This is a genomic window from Burkholderia metallica (assembly GCF_902832845.1).
Classification (GTDB): Bacteria; Pseudomonadota; Gammaproteobacteria; order Burkholderiales; family Burkholderiaceae; genus Burkholderia; species Burkholderia metallica.
The window spans coordinates 553907-569124 of record NZ_CADFDB010000003.1 but is presented as its reverse complement, the minus strand read 5'-3'; the positions used below and the strand labels follow the sequence as shown (position 1 = coordinate 569124).

Annotated in this window: 12 protein-coding genes; 11 read left to right on the top strand and 1 reads right to left on the bottom strand. The window is 66.9% G+C overall.

Going from position 1 to position 15218, the window contains the following annotated elements; all coding sequences use genetic code 11:
* From murD to lpxC, 10 genes are all read left to right on the top strand, one after another.
* Nucleotides 1-1515, top strand: a complete 1515-nt coding sequence (murD, locus tag HWX08_RS12745) for a UDP-N-acetylmuramoyl-L-alanine--D-glutamate ligase (RefSeq protein ID WP_174921821.1) — start codon at nucleotides 1-3, stop codon at nucleotides 1513-1515.
* Nucleotides 1512-2795 (top strand): putative lipid II flippase FtsW, encoded by a 1284-nt coding sequence (ftsW, locus tag HWX08_RS12740; RefSeq protein WP_069255679.1) that lies wholly within the window; start codon nucleotides 1512-1514, stop codon nucleotides 2793-2795. Before murD ends, ftsW begins: the two co-directional genes overlap by 4 nt.
* The gene (murG, locus tag HWX08_RS12735; RefSeq protein WP_174921820.1) at nucleotides 2792-3895 is read left to right on the top strand and encodes an undecaprenyldiphospho-muramoylpentapeptide beta-N-acetylglucosaminyltransferase; all 1104 of its coding nucleotides are present in this window, start codon (nucleotides 2792-2794) and stop codon (nucleotides 3893-3895) included. The genes ftsW and murG overlap by 4 nt, the downstream gene beginning before the upstream one ends.
* 100 nt (nucleotides 3896-3995) lie before the next feature.
* Nucleotides 3996-5393: a UDP-N-acetylmuramate--L-alanine ligase gene (gene murC, locus HWX08_RS12730; RefSeq protein WP_069255681.1), complete on the top strand. Its 1398-nt coding sequence runs from the start codon at nucleotides 3996-3998 to the stop codon at nucleotides 5391-5393.
* Nucleotide 5394: 1 nt separating this feature from the next.
* Entirely contained in the window at nucleotides 5395-6336 is a 942-nt protein-coding gene (locus tag HWX08_RS12725) for a D-alanine--D-alanine ligase (RefSeq protein WP_069255682.1), read from the top strand.
* A gap of 19 nt (nucleotides 6337-6355) precedes the next feature.
* Nucleotides 6356-7108 carry a cell division protein FtsQ/DivIB gene (locus HWX08_RS12720; protein ID WP_069255683.1) on the top strand — a complete coding sequence of 251 codons (753 nt, stop codon included), beginning with the start codon at nucleotides 6356-6358 and terminating at the stop codon, nucleotides 7106-7108.
* Between the two features lie 26 nt (nucleotides 7109-7134).
* On the top strand, nucleotides 7135-8367 hold the full coding sequence (ftsA, locus tag HWX08_RS12715; RefSeq protein WP_059500905.1) for a cell division protein FtsA: 1233 nt from the start codon (nucleotides 7135-7137) through the stop codon (nucleotides 8365-8367).
* A 117-nt stretch (nucleotides 8368-8484) separates the two neighbouring features.
* Nucleotides 8485-9678 carry a cell division protein FtsZ gene (gene ftsZ / locus HWX08_RS12710; protein ID WP_069255684.1) on the top strand — a complete coding sequence of 398 codons (1194 nt, stop codon included), beginning with the start codon at nucleotides 8485-8487 and terminating at the stop codon, nucleotides 9676-9678.
* 188 nt (nucleotides 9679-9866) lie between these two features.
* Nucleotides 9867-10373 (top strand): peroxiredoxin, encoded by a 507-nt coding sequence (locus tag HWX08_RS12705; RefSeq protein ID WP_011544504.1) that lies wholly within the window; start codon nucleotides 9867-9869, stop codon nucleotides 10371-10373.
* 240 nt (nucleotides 10374-10613) lie between these two features.
* Nucleotides 10614-11531, top strand: a complete 918-nt coding sequence (gene lpxC, locus HWX08_RS12700; protein ID WP_069255685.1) for a UDP-3-O-acyl-N-acetylglucosamine deacetylase — start codon at nucleotides 10614-10616, stop codon at nucleotides 11529-11531.
* A gap of 80 nt (nucleotides 11532-11611) precedes the next feature.
* Here lpxC and HWX08_RS12695 read toward each other — a convergent pair whose 3' ends face one another.
* Entirely contained in the window at nucleotides 11612-12088 is a 477-nt protein-coding gene (locus tag HWX08_RS12695; protein WP_069255686.1) for a DciA family protein, read from the bottom strand.
* A gap of 255 nt (nucleotides 12089-12343) precedes the next feature.
* On the opposite strand from HWX08_RS12695, the gene secA reads away from it, so the two are divergent.
* Complete coding sequence (gene secA, locus HWX08_RS12690) at nucleotides 12344-15142, top strand: preprotein translocase subunit SecA (RefSeq protein ID WP_107310092.1); 2799 nt, start codon at nucleotides 12344-12346, stop codon at nucleotides 15140-15142.
* Nucleotides 15143-15218 lie beyond the last annotated feature (76 nt).

The window sequence follows — 15218 nt, the reverse complement described above, 5'->3', positions numbered from 1 at the left end:
ATGTTTGGAGATCGGCAACGGCCGATGGTGCTCGTACTGGGGCTCGGGGAATCGGGTCTCGCGATCGCGCGATGGTGCGCGAGGCACGGGTGCCGGCTGCGCATTGCCGATACCCGCGAGGCGCCGCCGAACCTTGCCGCGCTGCAGGCCGAAGGCATCGATGCGGAATTCGTCGGCGGGGCGTTCACGCCCGCGCTGCTCGACGGCGGCGTCGAGATCGTCGGGCTGAGCCCCGGGCTGTCGCTGCTCGAGCCGGCGCTCGCGGCGCTGGTCGCGGCCGCGAACGAGCGCGGCATCGCGGTGTGGGGCGAACTGGAATTCTTCGCGCAGGCGCTGCGCGCGCTCGGCACGAGCGGCTACCAGCCGAAGGTGCTCGCGATTACCGGCACCAACGGCAAGACCACGACGACGAGCCTCACGGGCCTGCTGTGCCAGCGCTCGGGCAAGAAGGTCGCGATCGCGGGCAACATCAGCCCGGCGATGCTCGACCGGCTCGCGAACGCGATCGACGAAACCGCGCTGCCCGACGTGTGGGTGCTCGAACTGTCGAGCTTCCAGCTCGAAACCGCGCGCACGTTCGCGCCCGATGCGGCCGCGATCCTCAACATCACGCAGGACCACCTCGACTGGCACGGCAGCTTCGACGCGTATGCGCAAGCGAAGGGCCGGATCTTCGGCGCGACGACGACGCGCGTGCTGAACCGCGACGATGCGGCGGTGATGAAATTCGCGCCGGCAGCCGGCGCGGCCGATGCGCCGCGCACGGTCACGTTCGGGCTGAACGAACCGGTGCAGGACGGCGACTACGGGCTGTCGCGCGACAACGGCATCGCGTGGCTGGTCGAAGCCATCGATCGCGACGCGCCGGACGAAGCGGCGCCGACGACCCGCCGGCGCAAGCGCGACGCCGCGCATACGCCCGACATCGCGCAGAAGCGCCTGATGCCGGCCGACGCGCTGCGCATCCGCGGGCTGCACAACGCCGCGAACGCGCTGGCCGCGTTCGCGCTCGCCCGCGCAATCGACCTGCCGGCTGCGCCGCTGCTGCATGCGCTGCGCGAATACCGCGGCGAAGCGCATCGCGTCGAAGTGATCGCGACGATCGACGACGTCGACTACGTCGACGACAGCAAGGGCACGAACGTCGGCGCGACGGTGGCCGCACTCGACGGGCTGGCGCAGAAGGCCGTGCTGATCGCCGGCGGCGACGGCAAGGGCCAGGACTTCGCGCCGCTGGTCGCGCCGGTCGCGCGCTGGTGCCGCGCGGTGATGCTGATCGGCCGCGACGCCCCGGCGATCCGCGACACGCTCGCCGAAACGGGCGTGCCGCTCGTCGATCACGCGACGCTCGAAGGCGCGGTGCACGCGGCGGCCGAACTCGCCGAACCGGGCGATGCGGTGCTGCTGTCGCCCGCGTGCGCGAGCCTCGACATGTTCAGGAACTACGCCCATCGCGCGGAAGTGTTCCGCGCGGCGGTCGACGAAATCGCCATCGACAAAGGAGCGACGCCATGAGCTGGTCCGATCGCCTCGTCTCCCGTTTCAACGACCGGCGCGACACCGGCGGCAATGCCGCGGGCGGCCGCGTCGCATCGGCCACGCGCGCCGCGACGGGCGGCCTCGCGAGCGTCGTCAACGGCGTGCGCCCGAGCCGTTCGCGGATGCTCGACTTCGACTACTCGCTGCTGTGGGTCGCGATCGCGCTGCTCGGGCTGGGCGTCGTGATGGTGTATTCGGCGTCGATCGCGATGCCCGATTCGCCGAAATACGCGTCGTATCACGATTACGCGTTCCTGATGCGCCACTGCATTTCGCTCGCGGTCGCCTTCGTCGCGGCGGTGATCGCGTTCCGCGTGCCGGTGTCGACGTGGGACAAGTACGCGCCGCAGCTCTTCCTGATCGCGCTGGTCGGCCTCGTGATCGTGCTGATCCCGCACGTCGGCAAGGGCGTGAACGGTGCGCGCCGCTGGATTCCGCTCGGCATCACGAACATGCAGCCGTCGGAAATCATGAAGCTCGCGGTGACGATCTACGCGGCGAACTACACGGTGCGCAAGCAGGAGTACATGCAGAGCTTCGCGAAGGGCTTCCTGCCGATGGCGTTCGCGGTCGGCCTGGTCGGCGCGCTGCTGCTGCTCGAGCCGGACATGGGCGCGTTCATGGTGGTCGCCGCGATCGCGATGGGCGTGCTGTTCCTCGGCGGCGTGAACGGCAAGCTGTTCGGCGGCCTCGTCGCGACGGCGATCGGCACCTTCACGATGCTGGTGTGGCTGTCGCCGTGGCGGCGCGAGCGGATCTTCGCGTACCTCGATCCGTGGGACGAGCGCTACGCGCAGGGCAAGGCGTACCAGCTCACGCACTCGCTGATCGCGTTCGGCCGCGGCGAGTGGTTCGGCGTCGGCCTCGGCGGCAGCGTCGAGAAGCTGAACTACCTGCCGGAAGCGCATACCGACTTCATCCTCGCGGTGATCGGCGAGGAGCTCGGCTTCGTCGGCGTGCTGGTCGTGATCCTGCTGTTCTACTGGATCGTGCGCCGCGCGTTCGAGATCGGCCGCCAGGCGCTCGCGCTCGATCGCACGTTCGCGGGCCTGATGGCGAAGGGTATCGGCATCTGGTTCGGCGCGCAGACCTTCATCAACATGGGCGTGAACCTCGGGCTGCTGCCGACCAAGGGCCTGACGCTGCCGCTCGTGAGCTACGGCGGTTCGGGCATTCTGCTGAACTGCGTCGCGCTCGCGGTGCTGCTGCGGGTCGACTACGAAAACCGGGTGCTGATGCGCGGAGGGAAGGTATGACCGCGTCGCAACGCACGCTGATGGTGATGGCAGGCGGCACCGGGGGCCACGTGTTCCCGGGGCTCGCGGTCGCGCACCGGATGGAAGCGGCGGGCTGGCGCGTCGTCTGGCTCGGCAATCCGGCCGGCATGGAAGCGACGCTCGTGCCGAAGCACGGCATTCCGATGGAGTACGTTCGGTTCGGCGGGCTGCGCGGCAAGGGCCTGAAGACCAAGCTGACGCTGCCGTTCAACCTGCTGCGCGCATGCGGGCAGAGCCTTGCCGCGCTGCGGCGCGTGCGGCCCGACGTCGTGCTCGGAATGGGCGGCTACATCACGTTCCCGGCGGGCGTGATGACCGCGCTGTCGGGGCGTCCGCTCGTGCTGCACGAACAGAATTCGATCGCGGGCCTGACGAACAAGGTGCTCGCGAAATTCGCGAAACGCGTGCTCGTCGCGTTCCCCGGCGCGCTGCCGCACGCGGAATGGACGGGTAACCCGATTCGCGCGGAACTTGCCGGCACGGAAGCGCCCAAAGCACGCTATGCGTCGCGCAGCGGCCCGCTGAACGTGCTGGTCGTCGGCGGCAGCCTCGGGGCGGCCGCGCTGAACGAAGTCGTGCCGCGCGCGCTGGCGCTGCTGGCGCCGGGCGAACGCCCGCGCGTCGTGCACCAGGCCGGCGCGAAGCACATCGACGCATTGAAGGCGAATTACGAAGCGGCCGGTTTCGCGGCCGGCGAAAACGTGCGGCTCGTGCCGTTCATCGACGACATGGCAGCCGCGTATGCGGCGGCGGATCTGGTGATCTGCCGGTCGGGCGCGATGACGGTGTCGGAGATCGCGGCGGTGGGCGTGGCGGCGCTGTTCGTGCCGTTCCCGTACGCGGTCGACGATCACCAGACGAGCAACGCCGCGTTCCTCGCCGATGCGGGCGCGGCCGTGCTGGTGCAACAACGCGTCCTGTCGGCGGAACTGCTCGCCGACTGGCTGCGCGGCCAGTCGCGGGCATCGCTCGCGGACATGGCGGAACGTTCGCGCTCGCTCGCGAAGCCCGAGGCCACCGACGAAGTCGCGCGCGTGTGCGCGAAGGCGGCCGGCGCGAACCTGGAAACACTGAAATGAAACAACCCCCACGCTCACTTCGTTCGCTCGGGCGGGCTCAGCCCCCCCGTCTCCCGCGGGCGCTTCCATCGAAGCACGGAGCGGCCCGGCGGAGGCTGACATGAAACACATCGTCAAACACATTCATTTCGTCGGGATCGGCGGCGCGGGCATGAGCGGCATCGCCGAAGTGCTCGTCAACCTCGGCTACGCGGTCAGCGGCTCCGACCTGTCGCGCAACGCGGTGACCGATCGTCTCCAGGCGCTCGGCGCACGGATCGCGATCGGCCACGACGCGGCGAACATCGAGGGCGCGAACGCGGTCGTCGTGTCGACGGCCGTGCGCTCGGACAACCCGGAAGTGCTGGCCGCGCGCGCGAAGCGCGTGCCGATCGTGCAGCGCGCGGTGATGCTCGCGGAGCTGATGCGCCTGAAGCAGGGAATCGCGATCGCCGGCACGCACGGCAAGACCACGACGACGAGCCTCGTCGCGAGCGTGCTCGCCGCGGGCGGGCTCGATCCGACCTTCGTGATCGGCGGCCGGCTGATCAGCGCCGGCGCGAACGCGCGGCTCGGCACGGGCGACTTCATCGTCGCCGAGGCTGACGAGTCGGACGCGTCGTTCCTGAACCTGTATCCGGTGATCGAAGTCATCACGAACATCGACGCCGACCACATGGACACCTACGGCCACGATTTCGCGCGGCTCAAGCAGGCGTTCATCGAATTCACGCAGCGCCTGCCGTTCTACGGCAGCGCGGTCGTGTGCGTCGACGATCCGAACGTGCGGCAGATCATCCCGTTCATCTCGAAGCCGGTCGTGCGCTACGGGCTGTCGCCGGACGCGCAGGTGCGCGCGGAAGACATCGACGCGCGTGACGGCCGCATGCATTTCACGGTGATCCGCGAAGGGCGCGCGCCGCTCGCGATCGTGCTGAACATGCCGGGCCTGCACAACGTGCAGAACGCGCTCGCGGCGATCGCGATCGCGACCGATCTCGGCGTGTCGGACGACGCGATCCAGCTGGCGCTGGCGGAATTCAACGGCGTCGGCCGGCGCTTTCAGCGCTACGGCGACGTGCCGACCGCGGACGGCGGCCGCTACACGCTGATCGACGACTACGGCCATCACCCGGTCGAGATGGCCGCGACGATCGCGGCCGCGCGCGGCGCGTTCCCGGGCCGCCGTCTCGTGCTGGCGTTCCAGCCGCACCGCTACACGCGCACGCGCGACTGCTTCGACGATTTCGTCAACGTGCTGTCGACGGTCGATGCGCTGGTGCTGACGGAAGTCTACGCGGCCGGCGAAGCGGCGATCTCGACGGCCAGCGGCGACGCGCTGTCGCGTGCGCTGCGCGCGGTCGGGAAGGTTGACCCGGTGTTCGTCGCGACGGTCGACGACGTGCCGGACGCATTGGCGAAGGTCGCGCAGGACGGCGACGTGGTGATCACGATGGGCGCGGGTTCGATCGGCGGCGTGCCGGCGAAGGTCGCGCAACACATTCAACAGAAGGCATGACATGAGCGGGATCGATCCGAAACGTTTCGGCAAGGTGGCGGTGTTGTTCGGCGGCGAATCCGCCGAGCGCGAGGTGTCGCTCACCTCGGGCCGCCTCGTGCTGCAGGGCCTGCGCGACGCGGGCGTCGATGCGCATCCGTTCGACCCGGCCGAGCGGCCGCTGTCCGCGCTGAAGGAAGAAGGGTTCGTGCGCGCGTTCAACGCGCTGCACGGCGGCTACGGCGAGAACGGCCAGATCCAGGGCGCGCTCGATTTCTACGGCATTCGCTACACGGGCAGCGGCGTGCTCGGATCGGCGCTCGGCCTCGACAAGTTCCGCACGAAGCTCGTGTGGCAGCAGACGGGCGTGCCGACGCCGCCGTTCGAGACGGTGATGCGCGGCGACGACCTGGCCGCGCGCGCGACCGACATCGTCGCGAAGCTGGGCCTGCCGCTGTTCGTGAAGCCGGCGAGCGAAGGCTCGAGCGTCGCGGTGCTGAAGGTGAAGACGGCCGACGCTCTGCCGGCCGCGCTCGAGGAAGCCGCGACGCACGACCCGATTGTGATCGTCGAGAAGAGCATCGAGGGCGGCGGCGAATACACCGCGTGCATCGCCGGCGATCTCGACCTGCCGGTGATCAAGATCGTGCCGGCCGGCGAGTTCTACGACTATCACGCGAAGTACATCGCCGACGACACGCAATACCTGATTCCGTGCGGGCTGCCGGCCGACAAGGAAGCGGAGCTGAAGCGCATCGCGCGGCGCGCGTTCGACGTGCTCGGCTGCACCGACTGGGGCCGCGCGGATTTCATGCTCGACGCCGACGGCAACGCGTATTTCCTGGAAGTGAACACCGCGCCGGGCATGACCGACCACTCGCTGCCGCCGAAGGCCGCGCGCGCGGTCGGCATCAGCTATTCGGAGCTGGTCGTGAAGGTGCTGTCGCTCACGCTCAACGACTGACGCAGGAACGGAACGACGTATGTGGAACAACGTTCGCCAACTCAACCTTGCCGCCAGCGCGCTGTACGCGCTGCTGCTGCTCGTGTTGGCGGCGGCCGGTTGCTACTGGCTGATCCAGCGCCCGATGTTCGCGTTGCGGGAAATCCGGATCGACGGCGACACCGAGCACATCAATTCGCCGACGGTGCGTGCGGGCGTGGTCGGCCGGCTGAAGGGCAATTTCTTCACGGTCGATCTCGATGCGGCGCGCGCCGCGTTCGAGCAGATGCCCTGGGTGCGTCACGCGAGCGTGCGCCGGGTGTGGCCGAATGCGCTGGCTGTCACGCTCGAGGAGTACAAACCGCTCGGGACCTGGGGCAGCGACCAGCTCGTGAGCGTCGACGGCGAGCTGTTCACCGCGAACCAGGGCGAGCTCGATCAGGCGCTGCCGGCGTTCGACGGCCCGGAGGGCAGTGCGAAGGAAGTCGTCACGCGGTATCGCGACTTCGGGAAATGGTTTGCGCCGCTGAAGGCGGCGCCGGAAGAAGTGACGCTGTCGGCGCGGTACGCGTGGACGGTGAAGCTGTCGAACGGGATGCAGGTCGAGCTGGGCAAGGAACGCAACAGCGAATCGCTGCATGACCGGAGCCAGCGCCTGGTCGCGGCCTGGCCGGCCGTCACGGAGCGTTGGGGCAACGACATCGAGTACGCGGACCTGCGCTATCCGAACGGATTCGCGATTCGCGCGGCAGGCATGCGGTTCCTGACCGATACCGACAAGCGCAAGAAGTAACGAGAGATCACACGCAAGAGCACTTTATGAGCAAAGACTACAAGGATCTGCTGGTTTCCCTCGACATCGGCACGTCGAAGGTGGTGGCCATCGTCGCCGAGCTGAAGGGCGAAGGCCACTACGAGGTGATCGGTCTCGGCCAGAGCGAGTCGAAGGGTCTGAAGAAAGGTGTGGTGGTCAACATCGAGGCCACTGTGCAGTCGATCCAGCGCGCGCTCGAGGAAGCCGAGCTGATGGCCGACTGCAAGATCACCAACGTATTCACGGGGATCGCGGGCAGCCACATCCGCAGCTTCAACTCGAGCGGGATGGTCGCGATCAAGGACAAGGAGGTCACGCAGACGGACGTCGCGCGCGTGATCGAGACCGCGAAGGCGATCAACATCCCGACCGACCAGCAGGTGCTGCACATTCTCACGCAGGAATTCATCATCGACGGCCAGGAAGACGTGCGCGAGCCGATCGGGATGAGCGGCATCCGGCTGGAAGTGAAGGTGCACATCGTGACGGGCGCGGTGAGCGCCGCGCAGAACATCGTCAAGTGCGTGCGCCGCTGCGGGCTGGAAGTGAACGACCTGATCCTGCAGCCGCTCGCGTCGTCGCTGGCGGTGCTGACGGAGGACGAGAAGGATCTCGGCGTGGTGCTGGTCGACATCGGCGGCGGCACGACGGACATCGCGATCTTCGCGGAAGGCGCGATTCGTCACACCGCGGTGATTCCGATCGCCGGCGACCAGATCACGAGCGACATCGCGATGGCGCTGCGCACGCCGACGCCGGATGCGGAAGACATCAAGGTCGGCTACGGGATCGCGAAGCAGGCGCTCGCCGATCCGGACGAAATGGTGGAAGTGCCGGGCCTCGGCGAACGCGGCCCGCGCACGCTGTCGCGCCAGGCGCTTGCGGCCGTGATCGAGCCGCGCGTCGAGGAACTGTTCTCGCTCGTGCAGCAGGTCGTGCGCGAATCGGGTTACGAAGAACTGCTGAGCTCCGGCGTGGTCATTACCGGCGGTGCATCGATGATGCCCGGCATGGTCGAGCTCGGCGAAGACATTTTCCTGAAACCGGTGCGCATCGGCGCGCCGGAGTATGCAGGTGGCCTCGCCGACGTCGTGCGCAATCCGCGCTACTCGACGGCGATGGGGCTGCTCGTCGAAGGCAGCGCTCAGCGCATGCGCGGCCGCAAGGTCGCCGTGCAGTCCGGCAACGCGGGGCAGGTGTTCTCGCGGATGAAGGAATGGTTCCTGAGCAACTTCTGACGAACCGAACAGAATCGAAATTCGCGCTGGTGCCGGCGGCTGGCGCGCGACAGGGGGTTGCCCGATCTCCTGCCGAATAACGGCCGAGTAGCAGTCATTCTCTTGACGGAGGCAACAATGGAATTCGAAATGCTGGAAACCGAAACCAACGGCACCATCATCAAGGTGGTCGGCGTTGGCGGCGCTGGCGGCAATGCCGTCCAGCACATGATCAACCGTGGCGTGCAGGGCGTCGACTTCATCGTGATGAACACGGATGCACAGGCGCTGTCGCGTTCGCGCGCATCGTCGGTGATCCAGCTCGGCAACACGGGTCTTGGCGCCGGTGCGAAGCCGGAAATGGGTCGTGCGGCAGCGGAAGAGGCGCGTGAGCGCATCGCCGACGCACTGCGCGGCGCGCACATGGTGTTCATCACGGCCGGCATGGGCGGTGGCACGGGCACGGGCGCGGCCCCGGTGGTCGCGCAGATCGCGAAGGAGATGGGCATCCTGACGGTTGGTGTCGTCAGCAAGCCGTTCGAGTTCGAAGGCGGCAAGCGCATGCGCGTCGCTGAAGCCGGCTCGCAGCAACTGGAGGATCACGTCGACTCGCTGATCGTCGTGCTGAACGACAAGCTGTTCGACGTGATGGGCGACGACGCCGAGATGGACAAGTGCTTCCAGTGCGCGGACGACGTGTTGAACAACGCGGTGGCAGGCATCGCTGAAATCATCAATGTCGACGGCCTCGTGAACGTCGACTTCGAAGACGTGAAGACGGTGATGGGCGAGCAGGGCAAGGCGATGATGGGCACGGCGACGGTTGCCGGCGTCGATCGCGCACGCCTCGCGGCGGAACAGGCCGTGGCGAGCCCGCTGCTCGAAGGCGTCGATCTGTCGGGCGCGCGCGGCGTGCTGGTCAACATCACGTCGAGCCGTTCGCTGCGCCTGTCGGAAACGCGCGAAGTGATGAACACGATCAAGAGCTACGCGGCGGAAGATGCCACGGTGATCTTCGGTGCGGTGTACGACGACGCGATGGGCGATGCACTGCGCGTGACGGTCGTGGCGACGGGTCTGGGCCGTGCGGCGAAGAAGCAGCAATCGGCTCCGATGACGCTGCTGCGCACCGGTACGGACAACCAGCCGGTCAGCGCGGTGTCGCACGGCTATGCGCAGCCGCACGTCAGCACGGCCGACTACGGCGCGCTCGATACGCCGGCGGTGTGGCGCAATTCGCGCGAAACCGCGGCATCGCACGTGCAGGCGCTGCAGGAGAAGGGTGTCGACACCTACGACATCCCTGCTTTCCTGCGCAAGCAGGCCGACTGACGCAAACACAGGCGAAGCCGCGGCGAAACTGCCGCGGTATCGCCGGCGTGACGGATGCTACGGACCACGACAGGCCGCGTCGGCTGCGACGCCGGGCCGGGAAACGTGCCCTCTTCGCGTGAGCGAGGCGGGGTGGGACGTGCTGTCCGCGACACGCTGAAAAACCGTATCGCTATGAGGGACCAGCCATGATTCAAGTGGGCGACGCGCTGCCCGACGCGCAACTGTTCGAGTTCATCGACGACGCGCGCGAAGGGTGCACGCTGGGGCCGAACGCTTACAGCGTGCGCGATCAGGTTGCGGGAAAGCGGGTGGTGATCTTCGGATTGCCGGGCGCTTTCACGCCGACCTGCTCGGCACAGCATGTGCCGGGCTATGTCGAACACGCCGAGCAACTGCGCGCGGCGGGTATCGACGAGATCTGGTGCGTGTCCGTCAACGACGCATTCGTGATGGGCGCATGGGGACGTGATCTGCACACCGCGGGCAAGGTGCGCATGATGGCGGACGGCAGCGCGGCTTTCACTCATGCGCTGGGGCTGACGCAGGATTTGTCCGCGCGTGGCATGGGAATCCGTTCCCTGCGCTACGCGATGGTGATTGACGGCGGTGTGGTCAAGACGCTGGCCGTCGAGGCGCCGGGCAAATTCGAAGTGAGCGATGCGGCGAGTGTTCTCGCGACGTTGACGTCCTGATCGTGCGGTGCGCCGTTGCCTTCCGGCAACGCTGCTCACCTGCCTCAGGGCAGTTGTAACACGGGCTGATGACCGGAAACGCCTCCGTTCCGGGCATCGGCCCGTCCCGTATCGGCGCGGGTAAACAGTCGAAACAGATTGATACGCAGTATCGAACAACGTTGAATAGGGAATTACGCTATAATCTCCCCTATCGAATATAACTCCTGATTGATATCTTCAATCAAGACGAAGAACATCATGCTGAAGCAGCGCACCATCAAGTCCATCGTGAAGACCGTCGGTATCGGTGTCCACTCGGGCCGCAAGATCGAGCTGACGCTCCGTCCTGCCGCGCCGGGTACGGGCATCGTCTTCACGCGCGTCGACCTTCCCACGCCCGTCGACATTCCGGCCGCGGCGACGTCGATCGGCGACACGCGGCTCGCGTCGGTGCTGCAGAAGGACGGCGTGCGCGTGTCGACCGTCGAGCACCTGATGTCGGCGTGTGCCGGCCTCGGCATCGACAACCTCTACGTCGACGTGACGGCCGAGGAAATCCCGATCATGGACGGCAGCGCGGCGACCTTCGTGTTCCTGATCCAGTCCGCCGGGATCGAGGAGCAGAACGCGCCGAAGCGCTTCGTGAAGGTGAAGAAGACGGTCGAAATCCGCGACGGCGACAAGTTCGCGCGTCTCGATCCGTACTTCGGTTTCAAGCTGAAATTCTCGATCGACTTCCGTCACCCGGCCGTCGACAAGACCGGCCAGGAGCTCGAGGTCGATTTCGCGAATACCTCGTACGTGCGCGAGATCGCGCGTGCGCGCACGTTCGGCTTTGCACACGAGGCCGAGATGCTGCGCGAGATGGGCCTCGCCCGCGGCGGCAGCATGGAAAACGCGATCGTGCTCGACGAGTACCGCATCTTGAACAACGACGGGCTGCGCTACGACGACGAATTCGTGAAGCACAAGATGCTCGACGCGATCGGCGATCTGTACGTGATCGGCCATCCGCTGCTCGCGTCGTACACGGCGTACAAGTCGGGCCACGGGCTGAACAACGCGCTGCTGCGCGAACTGCTCGCGCACGAAGACGCGTACGAGATCGTCACGTTCGACGATCCGCAAGCCGCGCCGAAGGGCTTCGCGTTCGACATGCAGACGGCCTTCGCCTGACCCGCGTTCGGTGCAGCCAATAAAAAAGCAGCCTTCGGGCTGCTTTTTTATTGGCCGGGTGCTGCCGGCGGCGCGGGCCGTCAGCGCGGCTTCGCGCCATGCCGGGCCGCCATCCGCGCGAGCGCGGCCTGCAGCGGCGACGGCTCGAGATGATCGGCCAGGTCGCGCAAGGCGGCCGCGCCGACCGAGGTCATCCGTGCCTGCTTCACGTGCGGTGGCTCCGGCGCATCCTTCGGACGCACGCGCACGCGCAGCGTCGAGACCGGCCAGCCGCGCTTTTGCAGATCGGCGAGCAGCCGCGGTTCGACTTGCCGCAGCCGTGCGGCCAGGGCGTTGTGCGCGGCAAAGAGGGTCAGGGTGCCGTCCTTCACGAAGCCGGGCTCGACGTGGTTCGCCAGATAGTCGGGCAGGAGCGCGGCAAGGTCGCGCTGCAGCGACGCGATCTGCTCGACGCCGGCGCGCAGCGCCGCGAAAGCGTCGGTACGACCGAGCACTTCGGACACGGGTTGCGGGCGATAGGCGGCGAGCGGGCCGAAACGCTTGGAAAATCGGTTCATCGAGACATTCTTCGGGCGCGCACGCGCGCGGACGTTGATGCCGATTGTACCCGCGCGAGCCTGCGCACGGGCGGCTTTCGCCCTGTCGGCCCCGCCGTCGGCGCGCGGTGTCCGTCTGGCCGAGACACGGGCGGACGCGTTCCCGCGTGCTAAAATTCAACGTTTGAGTCCACTAATTCGCTAAGCCGCCGAGGCTCGGCGCCGGGGCGCGCGACACGCGCCGGGCGCCGGTGCTGCGACGCAGGATCCGATCCGATGACAACCGGTTTTCTCCAGAAAATTTTTGGCAGCCGCAACCAGCGGCTCGTCAAGCAATACCAAAAGACCGTCGCGACGATCAATGCGCTCGAAACGCAGATCGAAAAGCTGACGGACGACCAGTTGCGCGGCAAGACGGACGAATTCCGCCAGCGGGTCGCGGCCGGCGAGTCGCTCGACAAGCTGCTGCCCGAGGCGTTCGCGGTCTGCCGCGAGGCGAGCCGCCGCGTGCTGAAGATGCGGCACTTCGACGTGCAGATGATCGGCGGCATGGTGCTTCACTACGGCAAGATCGCGGAAATGCGCACCGGCGAGGGCAAGACGCTCGTCGCGACGCTGCCGGTCTACCTGAATGCGCTCGCAGGCCGCGGCGTGCACGTGGTGACCGTCAACGACTACCTCGCACAGCGTGACGCCGAATGGATGGCGCGCCTCTACAACTTCCTCGGTCTGTCGGTCGGCATCAACCTGTCCGGCATGGAGCACGACCAGAAGCAGCAGGCTTACGCAGCGGACATCACGTACGGCACGAACAACGAATTCGGCTTCGACTACCTGCGCGACAACATGGTCTACGAGACCGACGCGCGCGTGCAGCGGGCCCTGAACTTCGCGGTCGTCGACGAAGTGGACTCGATCCTGATCGACGAGGCGCGTACGCCGCTGATCATTTCGGGTCAGGCCGAGGATCACACCGAGCTGTACGTGCGGATGAACGCACTGCCGCCGCTGCTCGAGCGCCAGATCGGCGAAGAGAAGGCCGACGGCACGGGCGTCGAGAAGCCGGGCGACTACACGCTCGACGAGAAGGCGCGCCAGGTGTTCCTGACGGAATCGGGCCACGAGAAGGCCGAGCGCCTGCTCGCCGAATGGGGCCTGATCGGCGAGGGCGAGAGCCTGTACGCACCGCAGAACATCACGCTGATGCACCACGTGTACGCGGCGCTGCGCGCGCACACGCTGTTCCACAAGGATCAGCACTACGTCGTGCAGAACGGCGAAGTGGTGATCGTCGACGAATTCACGGGCCGCCTGATGGCCGGTCGCCGCTGGTCCGACGGTCTGCACCAGGCGGTCGAGGCGAAGGAGCACGTGAAGATCCAGAGCGAGAACCAGACGCTCGCGTCGATCACGTTCCAGAACTACTTCCGGATGTACGCGAAGCTGGCCGGCATGACCGGTACGGCAGACACCGAAGCGTACGAATTCAACGAGATCTACGGTCTCGAGACGGTCGTGATCCCGACCAACCGTCCGCCGAAGCGGATCGACAAGCAGGACCAGATCTACAAGACGGCCAAGGAGCGCTACGACGCGGTGATCCGCGACATCCGCGACTGCCATGAGCGCGGCCAGCCGGTGCTGGTCGGCACGACGTCGATCGAGAACTCGGAGCTGCTGTCGCACCTGCTGAAGCAGGCCGGGCTGCCGCACGAGGTGCTCAACGCGAAGCAGCACGAGCGCGAAGCGGCGATCGTCGCCGAGGCCGGCCGTCCGAACCGCATCACGATCGCGACCAACATGGCCGGCCGCGGTACCGACATCGTGCTCGGCGGCAACGCCGAGAAGCAGGCGGCGTTCATCGAAGCCGACGACGCGATTCCGGCCGACGAAAAGGCGCGCCGCATCCAGAAGCTGCACGACGAGTGGGAAACGCTGCACGAGCAGGTGAAGGCCGCGGGCGGCCTGCATATCATCGGCACCGAGCGCCACGAGTCGCGCCGGATCGACAACCAGCTGCGCGGCCGTGCGGGCCGCCAGGGCGATCCGGGCTCGTCGCGTTTCTACCTGTCGCTCGACGATCCGCTGCTGCGCATCTTCGCGGGCGATCGCGTGCGATCGATCATGGACCGCCTGAAGATGCCGGAAGGCGAGGCGATCGAGGCCGGCATCGTCACGCGCTCGATCGAATCCGCGCAGCGCAAGGTCGAAGCGCGCAACTTCGACATCCGCAAGCAGCTGCTCGAATACGACGACGTGTCGAACGACCAGCGCAAGGTGATCTACCAGCAGCGTAACGAACTGCTCGAAGCGCACGACATCACCGAGACGATCACCGCGATGCGTCATGGCGTGATTACCGAAGTCGTCCGCCAGTTCGTGCCGGAAGGCAGCATCGAAGAGCAGTGGGACGTGCCCGAACTCGAGGAAGCACTGCGCAACGACTGGCAACTCGACCTCGCGATCCAGGAAATGGTGAACGAGTCGTCGTCGATCACGGCCGAGGAGATTCTCGACGCCGTGATGACGGCCGCCGACGAGCAGTACGAGGCGAAGGTCGCGATGGTCGGCCGCGAATCGTTCAGCGCGTTCGAGCGCTCGGTGATGCTGCAGACGGTCGACCGCCTGTGGCGCGAGCACCTCGCGGCGCTCGACCACCTGCGTCAGGGCATCCATCTGCGCGGCTATGCGCAGAAGAATCCGAAGCAGGAATACAAGCGCGAAGCGTTCGAACTGTTCGCCGCGATGCTCGACGCGATCAAGCAGGAAGTCACGCGCATCGTGATGAACGTGCAGATCCAGTCGCCGGAGCAGCTCGAGGAAGCGGCCGAGCAGATCGAGGAGCGCGGCGGTCATCTCGAGAACGTCGAATATCAGCACGCCGATTACGCGGAAGCCGGCGCACCGGTGGCGAACGTCGCAACTGCCGCGGCGGCTACGGCGACGGCCGACATGGTCGGCAGCGCGATGACGCACAGCGGCCCCGGCGGCGAAATGCCGAAGGTCGGCCGCAACGATCCGTGCCCGTGCGGCAGCGGCAAGAAGTACAAGCAATGTCACGGGAAGCTGTCATGATCGACGGCGGCGCGCATCGTGCGCGCCGCTTCGTTCGCAGCTTCGAATCAGTGATGTGAGTTGTGGCGGCCCGCGC